Raw genomic sequence first — 20,293 nt, 5'->3', positions numbered from 1 at the left:
CGGCTGACCCAAAGCTCCCTTTTTGGGTCAGCCCTGCTATAACTTCATTAACTGTTCACTTTTTCCTTTACCATAGCCCCATATCTTCCGGTATCATGCATGCTCCAGTCGAAATTGCCGGTGATCCATGAGCGCAATACAGACACGTATCGCAGCAGTTCATAGTCTTTTTCACTGCCAGTGAGCGGTAATAGTTTTTCCAATACCACAAAGATGGCCACTTCTTCGTTGTGCATGCGGGCAGCTTCGTCGATGGCTTCCTGCAGAGAGCACTGGCGTTCGTGTTGCAGTACCATTACCAGGTTGTGCACATCGCCGGCTTTGCTTTCCTTATTGAAGGAAAAGAGGTCGTTGGACCAGCAGACAATATTGTTGCAGGCCTGTATCATACGTTTGAGCAGGGCATTGTGGAGCAGTTCATCGGAGAGGTAGATTTTTTCGATGATATCGATGGCTTCCACATCGGCCAGTAGAGCGCCGGTATAGGGGCGCATTCTAACATAGTCGGTTACTGAGGGCACTACATGATTTTCTCTGTTTTGTGCTTCCCAGAGGCAGGAGTTAAAATAATCTTCCATACTGCGGATGAATCGCTGCTGCCAGGCAGGTGAGCTGATGGCCTGCATCCGTTCCCAGATGCTGATGAGGGCTGCCGGCAGTGGCGCATTAGTGGCCGGAGTACGGGGTTCAGGACTGCGCAGGATGTTCATAAAACCGGCCATGACGTTGCGGAGGAAGTCGGATTTTTTTCCTGCTTCGGCTTCATCACATTGGTCGTCGAGGATAAACAGCCAGGTGTTGAAGTCGGCGATAATGCAAAGTTCATGCAGTGCTGCGTCGGGAAAGGCCCTGGCAGCCAGCCAGGCAAAACGGGCTTTGGCAAAGCGCATTCTTGCCTTTTCGGTAGAGAGCAAACCATGAAGGTACACCCAGTCCTCAACGTGTTGCTGGGCAGCCTGAACATGCGGATTCAAACGAGAGGGAAACGGATACTGGATCCGGGGAAACTGGATCGTTGTCATGTGTCTGTGGTTTAACAGTTAACTATTAAGGGTTATGAAATGGCATAGACAAAACAGGGACGTTCCCGGTAAAACGTTGGCAGGCGGGCACAACAAAGGTTTTACCCTACCTGTTGGCATAGTAAAAAAGATAAAGGTGATTTGTTTCGGTTAACAGCAAATGAGATGCAATAAAAAAGAGTACAGGGCAATTTACACGTCAGCCGTGGTGACAGACAGATTCAGATATTTTAACACTTTTGGCAATGCGAGATGGAACCAGCTGGTAAAGCTGTCTGGCTCCCGCGCCATTAATTCCAGTATCTGACTGGGAGACATATACCGGTAATCTTTAACCTCCTCGCTGTCGGGGTTGATTGCTCCATTGTAGTATCCGATAAGCACATGATCAAATTCGTGCTCAATAAGTCCATTGTCAAAAACGGTCCTGTAAGTAAAGGCGAAAATTTCTTCCAGGGGACAGTCGAAACCCATTTCTTCCATCAGTCTGCGGTGCGCCGCATCGAGGGTGGTTTCGCCAGGCAGCTGATGACTACAGCAGGCATTGGTCCAAAGCCCGGGTGAATGGTATTTTCCCAGAGCACGCTGCTGCAGCAAAATATCTCCGGCATCATTCATAATAAATACGGAAAAAGCACGGTGCAGGAGTCCTTTGCGGTGCGCTTCCATTTTCTCCATCGTACCAATAGGTTCATCGGATTCGGTCACTAATATTACTTCAGGTAGATTCATAGCGTAACAAAGATATTTAATAAAGCTGTTAGCTGTCGGAAATGATCGCGAATTACTAAAAATGAGCCTGTTTCTTCAATGGTTACTTTAAATAAATATACAATAATAACGGGAAAAGTGAAAAAAAATTACACCTGCCTGCGGTGTTCCCGCCGTACTTCTTTGCGCGTGTATTTATCTTACCTTTACTGAAAAAAATGGCAGAAGACTTACAGATTGTACAAGGAGATAAAGCCACACAATACCAGGCACTGATCCCGCAGATCAAAGGATTACTGGAGGGAGAGCCAGACCTGGTGGCTAATCTGGCCAATGTAGCCGCTGCGTTGAAAGAACAATTCGGCTGGTTTTGGGTAGGGTTTTATCTGGTAAAGCAGGATGAGCTGGTACTGGGACCTTTTCAGGGGCCTGTAGCGTGTACCCGTATCCGTAAGGGAAGAGGAGTATGTGGCACCAGTTGGGCACAGGCCACCACACTCGTTGTACCGGATGTGGAAGCTTTTCCCGGTCACATCGCCTGTAGCAGCCTTTCCAAATCAGAGATCGTGGTGCCGCTGATAAAAGACGGCATTGTAGCGGGCGTACTGGATGTGGACAGCGAACTGCCTGATCATTTTGACACCACCGACCAGCAGTATCTGGAGGAAATCGTCAAACTGATCTCTCTGTAAATATTTCCCGCTGCGTTACGTTTTGAAAAGTCATGTGCAACCGTAACTGGCAAAGATTTTGCGAACCATTGCGCTGATAAACCAAAAAGGAATTTTAACCATGTTCTTCTTCCGGAAAAAACGGGATACCAGTAAATCACTGGTCCCTTTCCTCTCAGGCATTGAAACAGATATTCATTCGCACCTGATTCCGGGGATAGACGACGGCGTTCCGGATGTAGCCACCAGTGTGGATTTTATCAGTCAGCTGCATGAGCTGGGCATCCGGAAAATTATTACCACCCCGCATATTATGATGGACCGTTTCCCCAATTCGCAGGAAACCATTCATGGTCCTTATCTGGAGGTGGAAGCTGCCCTCGCAACCCAACGAATCAATGTGCCCTTCAATTATGCTGCAGAGTACTATATGGACGAGCAGTTTGAAACGCTCCTGAAATCGCCGTTGCTCACACTCAATGGACGGCTGGTACTAGTAGAGATCTCTTTTGTAGCACCACCGCCACAGATGCACCAATGGCTTTTCGAAATGAGCGCCCGGGGCTATATGCCTTTGCTGGCCCATCCCGAACGATATAACTATTGTCACAAAAACTTCAACCTCTATAAGGAATTTAAATCCTGGGGATGTCAACTGCAGCTGAACCTGCTGTCACTCACCGGTTATTACGGTAAAGCGGTGCAACAGGCAGCCTTTCAATTACTGGATGCCAATATGATCGACTATATCGGTACAGACCTGCACCATGAAAAACATATGCAGGCCATCCGCGATATTGCAGAAAACAAAAAGCTGCTGAAACGGCTGGAACAATATCCATTTAAAAACAATAGTCTGACAGCGACCCGCTAAGTGTATTACCGCACCAGCATCAGGCTTCCCTGTTGTCTGCGGGCCTGCAGTTTACTATCAGTGTAAGTGAGTACCCATACATAACTCCCGGCAGGCTGCAGGTCCCCATCCCAGGCCTGCTGGGGATCAGTACTGCTAAAAACAACAGCCCCCCAGCGATTATATACTGTCAAATGATAAGCAGTAATATCATCATTGACCCTGCATCTGAACACATCGTTGCGACCATCTCCATTGGGACTAAACGCGGTGGGCACATATACAGCACATTGACGGTTGTTACGAATGATCTCCGACATACCGGTTACCTGACAATCATTTTTATCTTTAACAGTATAGTAATACCTGCCTTCATCCAACTGCTTCCAGGTATTGGATGACTGCCACTCCCCTGTTTCCAGCCGATAGGCATAAGGTGGGGTGCCACCTGCCATCTGCAATTCTATTTTTCCATCATGGGTATCATTGCAACTGACGTCTTTCAGCAGGGCCGCTGTTATCTGCAACAGTGGTGGTTCTGCAACATTTATAAGTTCCTGTGTGGCGCACCCTTGTTCATCTTTCACCAGCAAAGGATATTTGCCGGGATGCAGGTCACGGAACTGTGGCGTATACAGTGGATGATCACTTCCGTTGAAATAATAGCGGTATGGCACTTTTCCGCCCGTGGTGACAAGTGATATTTCATTCTGGTTATCTCCATAACATCTGGAAGGCAGCACCTTTATTTCGTTTTTCAGTACCTCTTCGCCGATAACAGCGGTAAGTGTGGTATAAGCGCCGTTGAAGCCTGTTATGGTGACTTCATAACTGCCAGCGGCCAGGTTACTGAGGGAAGAAGTAATTTGTCCACCGGGCTTCCACCGGAAAGTACATGGCACAGGGCCCCCCAGCACCTCTACGCTGGCGGTGCCTATGCTGCTGCCTTTACAGGTAGGTTGTACCGTTAGTACGGCCTTCGGAATTTCCTGTATTGCGGGAGAGAGATTGTCTACCAGCACTGCTGACAGTTTTGCACTACTGCAAGGAGTAAAATAATTGCAAAGCATAATATAAGCATAATCCTTTTTTGCTGAAAACTCAATCCTGTAGCGCTTCCAGTTGGTGTGATAAAAGAGCGGTGATTTCCACAGCACCTCTTCTTTTTCACCGGGCTTGTTGCCGCCATATACGATAAAAGCCCCGCTACAGGTCCTTTGGCCGAAGTATACGGGCGGGAAAGCCAGGTCCACGGAAAAGGCGTAAGCTTTCCCTTCTTTAATACCGGTGCTCAGGTGCTGAACAATGCCTTCTTCCATGGTGGCATCGCTGATCATACCACTGTAAGTACTTCCATGGCTGGCAGGCTGGCTGACACTGCAGCAACCGGGTTGTATATCCGGTGAGTTATTAATGATCATCCACCCAGGTGGGGCGGCGGCCGCGCGTGGGGGTCCTTCCAGCGAAGGATTTTTTATTTCGATGTCCTGAGCAAGCAATGGAACGGAAATACACATAACGAGCATACCGCTGGCTACCGCATAGGCTTTCCTGCATATGATGATGGCTCTCTTCATAGAGTAGAACGGAAAAACGGCTCCGTATATCCGAAGCCGTTAGAATTTTGTTTTTAGATAACTGCAATTATTTGTTCCACAGTGCCTTAATAATATCTGTTGTTTGTTGCAACTGCGCCTGAGTGAGGTTAGAACCGCTTGGCAAACACAATCCATTATTGAAGAGCATTTCCGATACACCATTCACATAAGCGGGTGCTCCGGCAAAAACCGGCTGCAGGTGCATAGGCTTCCATAAGGGTCTGGACTCAATCTGGTATTTTTCCAGTGCCAGCCGGATTGTTTCGCGGGTAATGCCATTGCTTTGCAGCGGATCTATCAGGATGGTACTCAGCCAACGGTTACTGAAAGTACCTTGCGGTTCAGACACAAACTGCACACCAGGCAAGCCACTCAGCTCTTTTACATAATGCTGATAGTTGGCCCTGCGCTGTTCTACTCTTTTCTCCAGCACTTCCATCTGTCCTCTTCCGATGCCGGCGCAGATGTTACTCATCCGGTAGTTGTAGCCGATATGAGTATGTTCGTAGTGAGGTGCAGGATCACGTGCCTGGCTGGCCAGGAAGCGGGATTTCACAATGGCTGCCTTGTCTTTGCCCACCAGTGCGCCACCACCGCTGGTAGTGATGATTTTATTGCCATTAAAGCTCAGGATGCCGAAATCGCCCAATGTGCCGCAGGCTTTATCACCGTACCAGGAACCCAGCGCCTCGGCTGCATCTTCAATCACCGGAATATCATAAGTGGCTGCAATCGCCTGTATCTCGTTCATTTTTGCCGGCATACCATAGAGATGCACAGGGATAATGGCTTTAGGCTTTTTACCTTTGGCGATACGGTCAAGGATGGCCTCCTTCAGTAAAACAGGATCAAGATTCCAGGTATCTTTTTCACTGTCTACAAATACCGGCGTGGCGCCCAGATAGGTGATAGGATTAGCTGATGCAGAGAATGTCATACTCTGACAGATCACTTCATCGCCCGCCTTTACATCTGCCAGTACCAGCGCCAGGTGAAGGGCTGCTGTACCAGAAGAGAGCGCTGCCACGTATCCTTCTTTCAGATACTGTTCGAGATCTTCTTCAAATCCATCTACATTAGCACCCAAAGGAGCAATCCAGTTGGTATCAAATGCAGCTGTAACAAAGTCTTTTTCCGTGCCACCCATATGCGGGGAAGAGAGCCATATCTTTTCACTCATAATTGATAAATTTTATAATCCTTGGTATGATTGTTTATGTTGATGCAGACCTGATCAGGCATTCACTTCTCCGGTGAACCTCTCCGACGATACATGTCCTTGCTGGGAAATACCTTCTGACTTAAATACCTTGACGACCGTCAGCAGCAAAATCCTGATATCCAGCAACAGGCTCAGATGATCTACATACCACACATCCAGGTCAAACTTCTGCTTCCAGCTGATGGCGTTTCTTCCATTCACCTGGGCCCAGCCGGTAATGCCCGGCCGCACCTCATGACGCCGTGCCTGGCGTGGAGAATACAGTTCCAGATAGTCAATGAGCAAAGGACGAGGACCTATCAAACTCATATCTCCCTTCAAAACATTCATCAGCTGCGGAATTTCATCCAATGATGTTTTACGGACAAACGCCCCTACCGGTGTAAGCCGGTCTGCATCGGGCAACAGCTCCCCTGCTGTATTACGCCGGTCGTTCATGGTCTTGAATTTAATCACCCTGAACACCTTCCCGTTTCTGCCGGGCCGGGGTTGTAAGAAGAATGGTTTTCCATTGTTGGCGAAGTACAGCAACACCGTGACCAGCGCAAACAGCGGTGACAGCAGCAGCAATGCCGTGCATGCAACGAGTATATCGAGCAGTCGCTTTAAAAAATTACGATACAACATTGTCCAGGATTTTCAGGTAAGTGCCGGCGGCGATATCCAGCGAATACCGCTGTTGGGCCAGCATTTTGGCTTTCACCTGTTGTTGTTGCAACAGGGCTTTATCATTGATATATTCCGCAAAACGCCGGGCTTCCACCGGCATGTCGGCCACATCATAATGCATCACAAAGCCCACGTTTTCCTGTTCGATTACATGGGCCTGCCAGCCGCGGTGGTTGATTAAAACAGGTCGGCCGGCGGCGAGGCAATCAAAAAACTTATTGGCTGAATTAGCCCACAACTCCGGCACCGGGATTACAAAAGAACTGGCTATGGTGCATTCGTAATAAAGCTGTGCCAGCTGCGATTTAGGGACCGGATCAAAGAACCAAAGGTTAGTGTTCAGCACACCTAGCTCCGCTGCATATTGCATCAGCTGTGTTTTCTCCATACCATCTCCAAACACAACAAACACCACAGTATCATCCAGCTTTTTCATACATACTGCCAGGTCTACCAGGTATTTCAGGCCATTGACCATGCCCAGCGTTCCGGCATACAGTACCGTTTTCTGTGGTGTAAAGCCCAGCAGGCCGCTGAGGATACTTTTACCGGCATCATATTTCCCGAAGCGCACCACCTCCGATATATTGGGGATGACCGATATCTTCCTAACGGGAACGGAAGTACGCTGTTCAATGGATTTTTTCATATCATCAGACAGCGGTACGATATGCGCGGCCTTTTTATAGATGCGTTTCTCAAATCTGTTGAGCAGCTTTACCAGCATTCTGTTGTTGATGATACCCATGGCTACCGGCACTTCCGGCCATACGTCACGCACTTCAAAGATGAAGGGTACTTTATGCAGGGAGCGCTTTATCATAGCAGGTAAAGCGATGGTAATGGGCGTGCTGGTAGCCAGCACCACATCACCTTTTAGTTTTAATACCCGGAGAGTAGACTTCACCACAAATTGCATGAAGGTGAGCGCTCTTTTAGCGAAGCCCATCTTGTTGCTGTATTCCAGGTTCAGCACATGTAGTTCAATACCATCTTCCTCCATTACGGTCCAGGTATCTGTAAAAGTGTACTGGCGCAGGAAAGAGCTGGTTGTCACCACTACTACCTTGTGACCGGCTTTCACAAACTGCGTAGCGAGATCATAGGAACGGGTACCGCCGGAGGAGGCGGGCATTGCAAAATATTGATGTATATAAAGTATTCTCATCGCATTTTTTTTATGAATACTGCCGGAATGCCTCCATACAACCCATCTGCTTCCTCGTATTTTTTATTGAGTACAGCGCCGGCTCCCAGGATGGAACGTTCCGGCAGGATGCTCCCACCGAGCACTGAGCAGTTGCCTGCAATCCAGGACCCCGCGCCTATTTTGACCGGCCGCCGTAATGATTTACCATAACGGTAGGAGTTATTTAAAAAGGTATGGTTACCGGATGATATAATACAGTTAGGCCCGACAATCACTTCATCCCCTATTCTGATATCGATACCAATCACTACGGTGTGATGCGCGATATATACATTGTTTCCTACTTCCAGGCCAGACAGTGAATTCAGTACAGCCGTTGACGTTATCTGGAAGTTACGGCCACAGCTTTTCATCATCAGCGAATACAGGAATCCCCTGAAACGCATGAATAAAGGGATATTAGGCAACAGGAAGGTGGTCACCTTCACCAGCCAGGAGTATAGGATAGATATTTTAACCCTCATGAAAAATACTTTTAATAAATCCTTCTATAGTAAATCCTTTTACTTTCGTATAGGCGTTATGGCTTAGCTGTTGCATCAGTGTGCGGTCTTTCACCAGGGTATCCACCTTTTGATAAAAGGCTTCATGGTCATTAAAATCAGCGAACAGTATTTCCTGTTTGTCTTCAAATACATTAGGTAAAGAGCCTACCGGCGTGCTTACCACCGCCAGACTGTTGGCCATGGCTTCGAGGATCACACGGGGAGATCCTTCAGACAGGCTGGCAAAACAGAAGATATCGTGCGAACGCAGGATACTGTTCAGTTCCTGCCTATTGTCGACATGTCCTGCAAAATGTATATGCCCGTCCAGGTGCAATACGGCGGCGAGGTCTTTCAGCTCCCTTTCAAACTCGCCGGAACCCACCACGGTGAGGCGGGAGCCGGGGTATTTCCTTTGAACGATCTGGAAAGAACGGATGACGGTCTCCACTCCTTTTGCTTTACGCAGATAGCCTACGTACAACAGTTTCGGCCCGTCGTCTGTGATACCGGTGATTTCCCTTGTATAGAAATCGGCATCATTGAGTGTGGAGGAAATCACTGCCTTTGCATGAACTCCCCAGCCGGATAATTTTTCTCTGAGATGATGACCATTGGTAAAAACCTGTGCTCCTTTACAAGCCCACATATAGGCTGAATGTTCTGGCATGAAAAAGGTAATCATGGTAAACTTCTTCAGCCGGCTGAAATTGGGGTTGGTTTTAGCTGCGTCTACCGGGTCGCCTACAAAATGAATAATCCGTTTCTTTCCCTTGAAAAAGAACTTTCCTAACCAGCCGAACGGCACCGGATAACGGGCATATACTTCATCATAATCCTTTAGTTTGCGGTATGCATTGAGGTAAGCCGGGAAATGTGGAATAGCACGCATATAACTGCCGGAATACGGTAACGCATATACTTTTACGTTATCGAAACAGCCGATATCCATGAGTGCATTGCCACCTTTCTCCTTATGCTGCTGAACAGGTGACAGCAGACATACTTCCTCATAATATTTTACGATCTCCTTCAGATACACCCAGTGAGTATAAGGCAAATAGTACCTTCCTTTATCCCTGTGCACCACCCATGCATGTACAAGCAGTTTTGCCATAATTATTTTTCTCCTTGATTATTTATTTATCTTCTATTCTGATTTTATTTTCCCTGCTCAAACCTGCTTTGATTTTCTTCACTGCTTCCTGACCCGCTGCGCTCTGTGCCGGTGAGCTGAAAGTCTGTACACCTGGCGAGGACCCTATCACGCGGATATTTTTAAGTTCGGTTACCGGCAGCATCTGATAGTTGTTACGGTAGCGGAAAGGCGTTTCATTATTTTTCCAAACCGGATTGATCACGGAGATCTGACCGGTCATCTCGCGGTCTGTTTTACGGAAGCCGGAGCCCAGGCGGAAAGCGCTGTAGGACTTATCATCCAGATGGTCTTTGATCACAATATTTGTATTCACGCTGCTGCTGGCGCTGGGCAGTCTGGTGAGTACGATCAGTATGCCATCCCTTGCATTGTTGTAGGTGGTCACGCTGTCGATGGTGATGTTATTGATGACATCTTTTGGTTCATTGGGTTCAATATCAATACCACTCATGGGCAAGGTGCCGTAAGTGTTGGCAATAGTAGTATTGCGGATATTGATATTACGGCCGCAGACGATGGAGATACCGTTTCTACGGTTGTAATCCAACAGACCATTGTAGATATTGATGTTTTCACTGGGGATATAATGATCATTCACCACATCGCGGGTACGCCAGCCTATGTATATGCCATCGCCCCAGCAGTTGGAGATACGCGGACTATAGATACTAACGTCTTTGGCTGAACGAATAGCGATGCCCATGCCATGTTCGCCAACAGTACCCTGATGATCGTTGCGATCGCCTATCAGGCAAGCATTGTAGATCTTGACATTATTGACACCATGCAGGCGCAGTATCTCGAATTTTTCCAGATTATTGGGCTGCATGATCAGTTTGGAGTTGGGCTTAAAATACAGATTGGCATTGCTGCTGACGGTGAGCCCCTTACTGCTGATCAGCACTGGAAAATCAGGGAATACCACATCCCTGTTTTTATCGAGGCCGTTTTGCAGATAGTCGGTATAATCCACGGTACCGTCTTTTTTATATCCTGGCGGCAACAGCGTGGTGAGGTCTACGGCTGCACGTATGCCCGCATTGACTATTGCAGCCATGGTGGCGGATGACGTGTGATTGTACTGTGCGGGCACAGTACTGAAGACAAACTTCTTTCCGTTGTAATCGATGTCGCCACCCTGTGCCATACAGGACATGGCATACATGGCAAGGCCGCATAAGAGGGCGCCAGATCTGGACATGGTCATCTCTTTAACATTTAACTGTTAACAATCGGTTTTTCTCAATCTGTTTATATATACCCGGCATCAGCCCGGATACCAGTGCAGGTCATTGTCCTGCGGCTCCGTGCTCTGCCTGCTTTTGGGCAATATTGCTAATTCATAGGATATCGGAATAAAGTATACAGCAAACAAAAATATCAGGTAGTCTACCAACCAGGAGCGATGTACAAATACGACAGCAAAAAAGAAAAATGATAACAGTACAAACTTCTGTTTTCTCTTGTAAGTCATCACAAAAAACCATACTACATACAATACAATCCCTGCCAGTCCATATTTCAACAAGAAAGAACGATAATCGGAAGATGTTACTTCAAAATTTTCCGTGATGGTTCTGCCACCACCGAAAAGATTGATCCGATAGCGGGTATAATGGTCATAGAAGCGGGAGAACTCCGCGCTGGTCCTGGCATCCAGTACATCCTGATTGGTACTTACCTTGTTCAGGAAAAAGCGGTCCAGGAAATCGGCAGGCAATACTGATATCACGATAAAACCTACTACCATCAACACTATCATACCTACTACCTGTTTTTGCGAAAAGCGAAAGCGGTACATACACAAACCTGCAAACAGTACATAAAAGCCCATCGAAAGCGTCAGCAGTGCAGCACAAGTGATTACGATCCGCTTCTTTTTGCTCAGCACCTCCGGGTTCATAAACAATACAATAGCAGAGATCATTCCGAAATGCCCAGGCTCCGAAAAAATACCGCTGACACGGAACAGGGAACGGCCAAATACCTGATATTCCTGTCCCTGCAACACCGCAGTGCCGGGGTAGATATAAAACATCGATTTGGAGCCTGTAGCACCTGTTTCATAAGGATAATACGGCAGGTCTATTCCGATGAGTTTTATCACAATTACCAGCAAGGCCAGCAAGGCAATGACAAAGATGATGTCTGCAAAGTATCTGGCGGCCATCAGCAACACGACTGTGTCCAGCATAATAACGGTGAGGAATACCAGTAACCATACGGCAGCCACCACAATCCTATCATACTGCCGTATGGGGAAAAACAGGTACAACAACAAAATAAACGATATGATAAAACAATTCAGATTCTGGTTGGTCAAACGGGCCTGACGATGTGCCAGGCAATTGGCAAACAACATAAAATAGATGCCGGTTGAACCCAATATCAGGTAGGCTGCGTTACCGCCCATACTGAAGAATGGAGAGCAGGAAATCAACAGTACCAGCGCCAATGCCCAGGCAATGGGCTTGTATGTTTTCATATTTATGTCCAACGCTTTCACCATAACAACCAACAAACATTTAAAGGTTTACCTATTTTGAAATTTTCTTCCTGAACTTTGTTACAATAGCCATTGCAAATGCTTTGTCTTCCCTCGTATATGTAAATATTTGTTTTACAGGAATACGTGTATGTACCGAATACAGTACCAGGAATACCAGCGCTGCGATGGAATAACTTACCGTAGAAGCCATAGCAGAGCCGCTGGCGCCATACCTGGGTATCCACCAGTAATTGAGTAGTACATTCGCAATTACAGCGGGAATCATTGCTTCCATCGACATCCAGGGCTTTCCTTTACCTGCGATGTCCATATACAACACTTTGTAGATGATCATCAACAATACGCCCGGCATCAGTATTTTCAGCACTTTAGAGCTTTCTGCAAAAGCAGGGCCATACATCAGGCCAATCACAAAATCCGACAGGCAATAAAAAGCGATTGCGATCACAAGAATGAGAATGAGCGCAAAACGCAGCAGGCGGCATACTTTGAGCGAAAACTCCCCCGGATCTTTTGCACCAGCACTTCGCGAGAAAATGATGGTGCTCAGAATAGCCGGTATCTGCCACAACATCTCCACCAGCACTGCACCTTTGGAATAGATCCCCAGCTCATAGGCATTGGACCATTTTTCCAGCAGCACCACATCTACCTTGTAGTTGAGACTGGCGATCAGTGTAGTGCCGGCATAGATCACGCCTAAACTTAGCAGCCCTTTGATAATTTTTCCATTGAAGCGGGGTCTTACCGGAATGATTTTCCGGATATTCACCACCACCAAAAACGACAGAAAGAATACCCCCAGGAAAGTGGCCGCCATAGAGCCTGCCACGCCGAAGTGAAAAATACCGGTGAGCAAAAAAGTAAATACCAGATTGATAATAGCCGGTACCCAGTTGATCCGGTTGAAGGCTTTCACATTCTGTTGTCCGAGAAAGATACCGGAGCTGTAGGTAGTATACAGCGAAAAAGGAATCGCTGCCAACGCCCAGAAAATAAGGATATTCGGATAGTCGCCTTTGGTGAAGTATTTGATCAGCAGGAAGCTGCTGATGATACCGAAAAGGCTGGTGAAGATCCATGTAGCCAGTACGGCGCCATATACCTCCTTGATATCATATTTTTCCTGTCCGACGAAGTAGGTGGTGGACTGTTGTACACCCAGTGCACCGATGGCCATAAAAAGGCTCGGATATACCAGTAGTGCGGCGCTTATCCCGTTGCCTTCAGGACCCAGATACCTCGCCGTAACGATAGAGGTACCCAATCCCAGTACAAGAGAAGCCACTCTGCTGGTGAATACACTAGCAAGGTCTTTGATAAAAGAATTCTTAGGCACTTTTCAATAAAGAATTATATGGTTAGTTACAACAGGCGATATGGTTATTGATGGCCTATTGTCTTATACACTGTTGCCAGGTTTCCCGCCATCCGTTCGATGGTAAAATTTTCCATTACAAATTGTTGCGCCCGCACTGTTACGTCTTCTCCAATGCTGTTGGTACGAATATGGCGAATAATGTTTTTCAGTTTATTGCTACCATCTGCTACATCATACGGGTCAAAGAAATACTGATGATAGTATTCGTGCGTGGCTTCATGATGTGGCTGCAAGCCCGAAGCACATACCGGTACTTTCATGAATTGAGCTTCTATCAGTACATTTCCTAATCCTTCGTAAATAGAAGGGAAGAAAAACAGGTCAGCTATCAGCAGGTATTTAGTGATATTCTGATCTACACCGGCGAAGAATACACAGCTTTCGAGTCCTTCCAGGGCCACTTTTCGTTTCACCTGTTCAAACAGAGAGCCGTTGCCGACGAGTATCAGTTTATATTTTTCCTTTATCGGGTTCAGGGATTTAAAACAATCGATCAGATAAAGATGATTTTTAGGTTCCCTGAAACTGCCGATATGCAGGAAGGTGCAGTTGCTATCTGCCACAAACTGTGCCACTTCATCGCCGAGTTCCGGCGAGTTGCCTGCCAGTTTCGAGAAATCGATGCCGTTGTATATCAGCTGAAACTTATCGGATGCGGGCCTGTTGGCCGTATAGTATTGCAGGTTTGTTTTTGAATGTCCGATGATTCTGGTGGCATAACGCAACGTTAGTTGTTTGTGCAATGCCAGATAAGCCCTGGTGGCGGCAGACAGAATAAACGAATTTTCCCTTTTAGGTTTGGCGAAATAACGTTCGCTGTGTACCGACACGATAAATGGTATAGACAACCATTTGCAGGCCAGTGCAAAGGCACCCGAAGTAAAACCAAACCTGCTGTGTACTACATCATACTTTCCTTCTTTCAGGATTTTGTAGAGTTGTACGGCATCGTTGAAGGGTATCCTGCTTCTTTTGAAATAAATGATTTCTGCACCGGTTTCTTTATACTGCTGTTCCAGCAGCCCACCCTTTGCATAACAGCAAACGGTGAGCCGGATGGCAGCGTTATTGAGATAGGGCAGGCATGAAAGCAATGTTTTTTCGATGCCTCCCATATCCAGTTTACTTACGATGGTCAATACTCTCATAGCCTGGTTATTTACACTGTATTGTTGCGGTACCAGTCCATTGCTATGTGCAGCCCTTGCAGTACGGTGAAGGCAGGCTGGTATCCGATCAACTGACCGGCCTTGCTGATATTGGCCAGGCTGTGTTTCACGTCACCTTTGCGTTCCGGCTGATAGCCTGGTTTTATATCGATACCACCGATAGCACAGATATGTTGCCATAACTGGTTGAGGGTGGTACGTTCACCGGCGGCAATGTTGACGATTTCACTTTGCCGGATATTGTCTGCCAGCAAGGCTTTCACATTAGCTTGTACGGCGTTCTCCACAAAAGTGAAGTCCCTGCTCGTTTCCCCGTCACCGTTAATCACCGGTGCTTCGTTACGGATAGCCGCTTCCATGAACAAAGGAATCACGGCAGCATAGGGCCCGCGTGGATTCTGGCGGGGACCGAATACATTGAAATACCGCAGTCCTATTGCATGAAAATCGTATACTCTGGAGAATACGTTTGCATACAGCTCGTTTACATATTTGGTAACGGCGTAAGGCGATAAAGGATTACCTATCAGCTCCTCTACTTTAGGCAGACCAGGATGATCGCCATAGGTGCTGGAACTGGCCGCATATACGAAACGTTTCACCCCTGCATCCCTTGCTGCTACCAGCATATTAAGAAAACCACTGATATTGACTTCATTGGTGGTAATCGGGTCGTTGATAGAGCGTGGTACAGATCCTAGCGCCGCCTGATGGGAGACGTAATCCATTCCTTCAACGGCCCTGCGGCAGTCATCCAGGTTACGGATATCTCCTTCTATCAGCTCAAATGCAGGATCAGTAAGGAACGGGGCGATATTTTCCCGGATGCCGGTAGCAAAATTATCCAGCACCCTTACTTTCTTCGCTTTGTATTTCATCAGGTATTCCACCAGGTTGGAGCCGATGAAACCGGCTCCCCCGGTGACGAGGAAACTGTATTGAGACAGTTCTTCCTTATGATAAGGTACTTCGTACATACAATTTTTTAGGGAGTTATTATAATCTGCCGTCTACTGCTTCTTTTGGCAGCATGCCTTTAACATCATAAATAACCCTTGTTTGCTTACATATTTTATCGAAAGTCAGGTCTTTAAACTGATGATGGGCTACAGCCAGGACTACTGCATCATAATTGCAATCTCCGTCGAGCGACTGTATAGAGCGCCATCCGTATTCGTGGTGTACTTCTTCCGGATTAGCCCATGGATCGAATATGGTAATGTTGGTTTGATAATCCTTCAGGGTGTTGAGGATATCTACCACTTTGGTGTTGCGCACATCGGGGCAGTTTTCTTTGAAGGTGATGCCCAATACCAGTATGTTAGCATTTTTAACGTTGATCTCTTTCTTCACCATCAGCTTCACTACTTCATGGGCTACAAATTCGCCCATACCATCGTTGAGGCGGCGTCCGGCGAGGATAATCTCCGGATGGTAACCGGCTTCCTGAGCTTTTTGTGACAGGTAATAAGGGTCTACACCGATACAGTGTCCACCTACCAGTCCGGGGCGGAATTTCAGGAAGTTCCATTTGGTTCCGGCGGCCTGTAATACTTCATCTGTATCGATTCCCAGGCGGTTGAATATCTTAGCCAGTTCGTTGACAAAAGCGATGTTGATATCACGTTGTGCGTTTTCAATCACTTTGGCAGCTTCGGCTACTTTGATGCTGGCAGCTTTGTGGGTACCGGCGGTGATAATGGCTTTGTAGAGTTGGTCTACTTTTTCAGCCACTTCCGGAGTAGAGCCGGAAGTCACTTTCAATATTTTGGCTACTGTATGTTCCTTATCACCCGGGTTGATTCTTTCAGGAGAGTAGCCGGCGAAGAAGTCTTTATTGAATTTCAGGCCCGAAACCTTTTCCAGTACGGGTACACATTCATCTTCCGTAACACCGGGGTATACTGTTGATTCATAGATTACGACATCGCCATTGCTGAGCACTTTACCGACTGTTTCACTGGCTTTATACAGCGGAGTGAGGTCGGGCCTGTTGTGTTTATCCACTGGCGTAGGCACCGTAACGATATAGTAATTGCAATCTCTGATTTCTTCAATGTTGCTGGTACAGTATAATCCGGTAGCTGCCTGCTGGTCCTTTATCAGGACGCTTTTCAGGTCATCATCGGCAACTTCCAGCGTATGGTCGTGGCCATTTCTGAGCGCGTCGATGCGCGCCTGGTTAATATCGAAACCTACAGTTCTGAACTTTCTGGCAAACTCCACTGCCAGCGGCAAGCCTACATATCCCAAGCCTATAATTGCTATTTTGGTATCCACAGCCATAGTATTATTTTGTCTTAAAATGATTTTTAGTTATTTATAAGTGATTTTAATTTTTTGATACCTTTCTTTTTTTGTGTGTTTTCATGCCCATAACCATAGCCATAGCCGTAGCCATAACCACCGTAACCCGATGACCTTGAGGCTTTTACATCATTTATGACTAGATTGATTTTGGGCATTTTACCGTATAAATATAAGTCTTTTGACACTTCCAGCTGCTGACGGAACGTATAACCCTGCCTTACGAGGTACAATGTAGCGTCTGCAAAACGACCCAGCAGCTGGGCATCCGTTACCAGCCCTACCGGGGCGGTGTCGATGATGATATAGTCGAAATGGCGGCGCAGCTCAGTGAAGAGGTGTTCAGTAGACTCCAGCAGCATCAGTTCTGCCGGATTAGGCGGTACGGGCCCAGAAGAAACGACCTTCAGATTTTCGTGTATGCCCGAGGGTTGTACGATCTCGTTGATGCTAGCCCTTCCGATAGCATAACTGCTAAAACCGGTGTGATTGCTTATTCCCAGCCCATCTGAGATCTTCGGTTTACGAAGGTCCATTTCCATGAGGACTACCTTTTTACCGGAGTAAGCCAATACAGCAGCCAGGTTGATGGCCACAAACGACTTGCCTTCACCACTCATACTGGAAGTGAGTAACACGACTTTATCCTGTTTGCCTGACAAGATAAATTGCAGGTTAGTCCGGAGCGCGCGGAACTGTTCGGCCACATGGGAGCCGCCGTCTTTGCTTACCACCAGTGACTGTTTATCGCTGCAGTGGCCTATTTCGGCCAGTACTGGTACCGGTGTAAGTGCTTTGATATCTTCCCTGCTCTGGATACGGGTGTTAAGCAAACCACGCACATAGATCCATAAGGCCGGGATACCTGCGCCGGCCATGAGTGCCAACAGATATACCATAATCCGTTTAGGCTTGAACGGTAGTGCGTCACTTTTAGCCGGATCAATGATCCTGGCAATGGCCAGGTTGGATGTTTTGGAGATGGCTGATTCTTCCCGTTTCTTCAGCAGGAATACATACAGGTCCTGCTTGATAGCCTGCTGGCGGGAGAAGTCGAGGAACACCCTTTCTGCAGCAGGTACCTTGCGGATACGCTGGGAGAGGGAATTACTATTACGTTGCAGTTCTTCGATACTCAGCTCCACCCCTTTCCTGAAGGATTGTATGTTGCTCGCTAAATCGCCGCGGATGCCTGACAGCTGGCGGTCGAGGTTTACCACTACCGGATTGGAAGGAGTACTTGCGAGCAGCTGCCTTTCCCTTTCGAGTTGCAGGGTGTTATATTTTTCTACCAAGCCTACGAAGGTGGGGTCCTGCACGATCATGGAAGAAGGGACTATTCTTTTGTTGTTTTTTTCGTCCCGGATATATTCTTCCATAGAATTGATCACATTCAGTTTTACCTGAGCGTCTGTCAGCTGTTTCAGGTTGTCGCCGGTACCAGATACCAGTAGTTTTGATTGTTCGGTGAGGTCCGCCAGCTGGTTATCCTGTTTAAACTGCTGAATATTTCTTTCTACGCCCAGCAGTTCGGTGCTGACAATTCGCAGTCGTTTGTCAATAAAATCGATGGTACTGTCGGCGATCCGGTTTTTATCTTCCACACTGGCGTGACGGTAAGCGTCTATCAGTGTATTGAGGATCTCCTCTCCTTTTCCCGGGATAGTGGTTGTGAGTGCCAGATCGATGGTACTCACCTGTTTATTTGGAATGCTCACGTTGAGCTGTGTCATCAGATCGGCCACAGCATTGTCTATGGACACTACGTTCACATCGTATTCTGCTTCAATGCTATCAACTGTATGATGTCTTGCGAGCGTCATAACGCCTTCGGGTAAACGAATTGTATCACCCCAGGCACCGCGGAGACTGAGGTCTTCCCGGTGGAGGGCAAAGCTGTCGCGGCCCTGGGGCCTCACAGTATAACTCACCGCTGAGAGTGTGTCTTTGAGCGACAGCCAGTGCATGGAAAAAGGCCGTTTATTAAACACTTCGGTCTTCTTCACTCTTCCTTCGGTGAAGTAGCGGACATTCAGTTCGAGGCTGTTCACTACTTTTTCCATGAGGGAACGGGACTTCAGTATTTCCACTTCATTGTCAACATTGCTTTTATTGGAGAACAGTTCCAGCTGCTGAAAGAGTTCTTCACCGGGGATATTACCACCCTTCTGCTGATCCTGTACCAATATTTTTGCATTGATCAGATAGCCGGGTGTTGCATACCGGAGGTATACCCATGCCAATGCGATGGTTAAAATGCCGCATAACACAAACCAATACCAGTTGGACAATACCTTGTCCAGGATACTGCGCAGGTCCAGTACACGCTCATTTGACTCCTGTGGCCTACTGTGGCCATTGGCAGAATGTTGTCCTTTAGAATAAATGTTCTCGTGCTGCATGCAAATGTGTTAAGATATTAGAATTTTATTCGTGTCAATAATACAATCAATACAGACAGGGCAGATGAAACGATGGTGATGTTTCTGAGCCTTGCGCCATCCGTGGATGCGATCTTTGACTTATTCGGTTCAACATATACCACATCTCCCTGTTGCAGATAGTAATAGGGAGAAGTAAACAGATTGGTGTTATTCAGGTTGAATCTTACAAACTCTTTCTTGTTATCCTTTTCCCTGATGAGCAGGACATTATCTCTTTTACCGTAGATGGTGAGATCTCCGGCCATACCTATTGCATCGAGCAGGGTCACTTTTTCATTGGGCATTACATAGGTAGATGGCCGTGCCACTTCTCCTAATACGGTCACTTTGAAGTTGGCCAGTCTTACGTTTACTACCGGGTCTTTGTAGAACTCGGCGGCTTTGGCTTTTATTTCATCCCGGACCTGGCTGGTGGATTTGTCTTTCACCAGCATTTTACCGATCAGTGGAAGGGTGATATATCCTTCTTTGTCCACCAGGTATCCACTTACGCCGCTGCTGTTGATAGTAGCACCAGTACCGGGAGTACCGGTTACCGGCCAGCTGGCGGTGTTCTGCTGATTGAGCAGTACAGTGGCTGCAGGGTCCAGTGTCTGGATGCTGACCTGCAGGATATCATCTACCTGGATGACAGGTGTCTGGTACATCGCCTCAGCCACTTCCTTGTTGGGTAGTGAGTCTGGCACATCCTTAAAGTAAGTGATGTTCTTTGGCGTTGCACAGGAGAACAGGCAAATGCCGACAATGCCTGCCACCAGCCAGTTTGCCCATCCACGTTTCTTCATAAAACAGAGCATTGCTCCTTTTTCCCGGGTGAAAAACTTCATATTGACTCTCGTTTTTTCAGGCAATAAAGGGCCGTTCCAGGCAACGGTGTGCACTG

General features: G+C 47.2%; 18 protein-coding genes. 2 read left to right on the top strand and 16 right to left on the bottom strand.

Going from position 1 to position 20,293, the window contains the following annotated elements; translation table 11 throughout:
• Window positions 1-47 precede the first annotated feature (47 nt).
• A complete protein-coding gene (locus DF182_RS24590; protein WP_113618426.1) occupies window positions 48-1,022 on the bottom strand; it encodes a terpene synthase family protein in 975 nt (324 codons plus the stop codon).
• 192 nt (window positions 1,023-1,214) lie between these two features.
• The gene (gene idi / locus DF182_RS24585; RefSeq protein WP_113618425.1) at window positions 1,215-1,754 is read right to left on the bottom strand and encodes an isopentenyl-diphosphate Delta-isomerase; all 540 of its coding nucleotides are present in this window, start codon (window positions 1,752-1,754) and stop codon (window positions 1,215-1,217) included.
• 197 nt (window positions 1,755-1,951) lie between these two features.
• Here idi and DF182_RS24580 point away from each other — a divergent pair, with 197 nt between their 5' ends.
• Together DF182_RS24580 and DF182_RS24575 are read left to right on the top strand one after the other, a co-directional pair.
• The gene (locus DF182_RS24580; protein WP_113619718.1) at window positions 1,952-2,425 is read left to right on the top strand and encodes a GAF domain-containing protein; all 474 of its coding nucleotides are present in this window, start codon (window positions 1,952-1,954) and stop codon (window positions 2,423-2,425) included.
• A gap of 100 nt (window positions 2,426-2,525) precedes the next feature.
• The gene (locus DF182_RS24575) at window positions 2,526-3,278 is read left to right on the top strand and encodes a tyrosine-protein phosphatase (RefSeq protein ID WP_113618424.1); all 753 of its coding nucleotides are present in this window, start codon (window positions 2,526-2,528) and stop codon (window positions 3,276-3,278) included.
• A gap of 5 nt (window positions 3,279-3,283) precedes the next feature.
• On the opposite strand, the gene DF182_RS24570 is transcribed toward DF182_RS24575, so the two are convergent.
• The 14 genes from DF182_RS24570 to DF182_RS24505 all read right to left on the bottom strand — a co-directional run bounded on the left by DF182_RS24570 (window position 3,284) and on the right by DF182_RS24505 (window position 20,237).
• Entirely contained in the window at window positions 3,284-4,834 is a 1,551-nt protein-coding gene (locus tag DF182_RS24570; protein WP_113618423.1) for a T9SS type B sorting domain-containing protein, read from the bottom strand.
• 67 nt (window positions 4,835-4,901) lie between these two features.
• On the bottom strand, window positions 4,902-6,035 hold the full coding sequence (locus DF182_RS24565; RefSeq protein WP_113618422.1) for an aminotransferase class I/II-fold pyridoxal phosphate-dependent enzyme: 1,134 nt from the start codon (window positions 6,033-6,035) through the stop codon (window positions 4,902-4,904).
• A gap of 54 nt (window positions 6,036-6,089) precedes the next feature.
• Window positions 6,090-6,704, bottom strand: a complete 615-nt coding sequence (locus DF182_RS24560) for a sugar transferase (protein WP_317048440.1) — start codon at window positions 6,702-6,704, stop codon at window positions 6,090-6,092.
• Complete coding sequence (locus DF182_RS24555; RefSeq protein WP_113618421.1) at window positions 6,691-7,914, bottom strand: glycosyltransferase family 4 protein; 1,224 nt, start codon at window positions 7,912-7,914, stop codon at window positions 6,691-6,693. Before DF182_RS24555 ends, DF182_RS24560 begins: the two co-directional genes overlap by 14 nt.
• Window positions 7,911-8,420, bottom strand: coding sequence for an acyltransferase (locus DF182_RS24550; RefSeq protein ID WP_113618420.1), 510 nt, complete (start codon window positions 8,418-8,420; stop codon window positions 7,911-7,913). The genes DF182_RS24555 and DF182_RS24550 overlap by 4 nt, the downstream gene beginning before the upstream one ends.
• Window positions 8,410-9,558: a glycosyltransferase family 4 protein gene (locus DF182_RS24545; RefSeq protein WP_113618419.1), complete on the bottom strand. Its 1,149-nt coding sequence runs from the start codon at window positions 9,556-9,558 to the stop codon at window positions 8,410-8,412. Before DF182_RS24545 ends, DF182_RS24550 begins: the two co-directional genes overlap by 11 nt.
• A 22-nt stretch (window positions 9,559-9,580) precedes the next feature.
• The gene (locus DF182_RS24540; protein ID WP_113618418.1) at window positions 9,581-10,807 is read right to left on the bottom strand and encodes a right-handed parallel beta-helix repeat-containing protein; all 1,227 of its coding nucleotides are present in this window, start codon (window positions 10,805-10,807) and stop codon (window positions 9,581-9,583) included.
• 60 nt (window positions 10,808-10,867) lie between these two features.
• Window positions 10,868-12,085, bottom strand: a complete 1,218-nt coding sequence (locus tag DF182_RS24535) for a hypothetical protein (protein ID WP_147243535.1) — start codon at window positions 12,083-12,085, stop codon at window positions 10,868-10,870.
• A gap of 52 nt (window positions 12,086-12,137) precedes the next feature.
• On the bottom strand, window positions 12,138-13,448 hold the full coding sequence (locus DF182_RS24530) for a flippase (RefSeq protein WP_113618416.1): 1,311 nt from the start codon (window positions 13,446-13,448) through the stop codon (window positions 12,138-12,140).
• Between the two features lie 44 nt (window positions 13,449-13,492).
• Complete coding sequence (locus tag DF182_RS24525) at window positions 13,493-14,638, bottom strand: glycosyltransferase (protein WP_113618415.1); 1,146 nt, start codon at window positions 14,636-14,638, stop codon at window positions 13,493-13,495.
• Window positions 14,639-14,649: 11 nt separating this feature from the next.
• Entirely contained in the window at window positions 14,650-15,636 is a 987-nt protein-coding gene (locus tag DF182_RS24520) for an SDR family oxidoreductase (protein ID WP_113618414.1), read from the bottom strand.
• A 19-nt stretch (window positions 15,637-15,655) separates the two neighbouring features.
• Window positions 15,656-16,945, bottom strand: coding sequence for a nucleotide sugar dehydrogenase (locus DF182_RS24515; protein WP_113618413.1), 1,290 nt, complete (start codon window positions 16,943-16,945; stop codon window positions 15,656-15,658).
• A gap of 26 nt (window positions 16,946-16,971) precedes the next feature.
• Window positions 16,972-19,368, bottom strand: coding sequence for a GumC family protein (locus tag DF182_RS24510; protein WP_113618412.1), 2,397 nt, complete (start codon window positions 19,366-19,368; stop codon window positions 16,972-16,974).
• A gap of 17 nt (window positions 19,369-19,385) precedes the next feature.
• Window positions 19,386-20,237, bottom strand: a complete 852-nt coding sequence (locus DF182_RS24505) for a polysaccharide biosynthesis/export family protein (protein WP_245957537.1) — start codon at window positions 20,235-20,237, stop codon at window positions 19,386-19,388.
• Window positions 20,238-20,293: the final 56 nt, after the last annotated feature.

Origin of the sequence: Chitinophaga flava, assembly GCF_003308995.1 — a bacterium.
In the GTDB taxonomy this organism is placed as follows: Bacteria; Bacteroidota; Bacteroidia; order Chitinophagales; family Chitinophagaceae; genus Chitinophaga; species Chitinophaga flava.
Note: the sequence above shows the minus strand (reverse complement) of the source record. Positions and strands in the feature narration are given on the sequence as shown.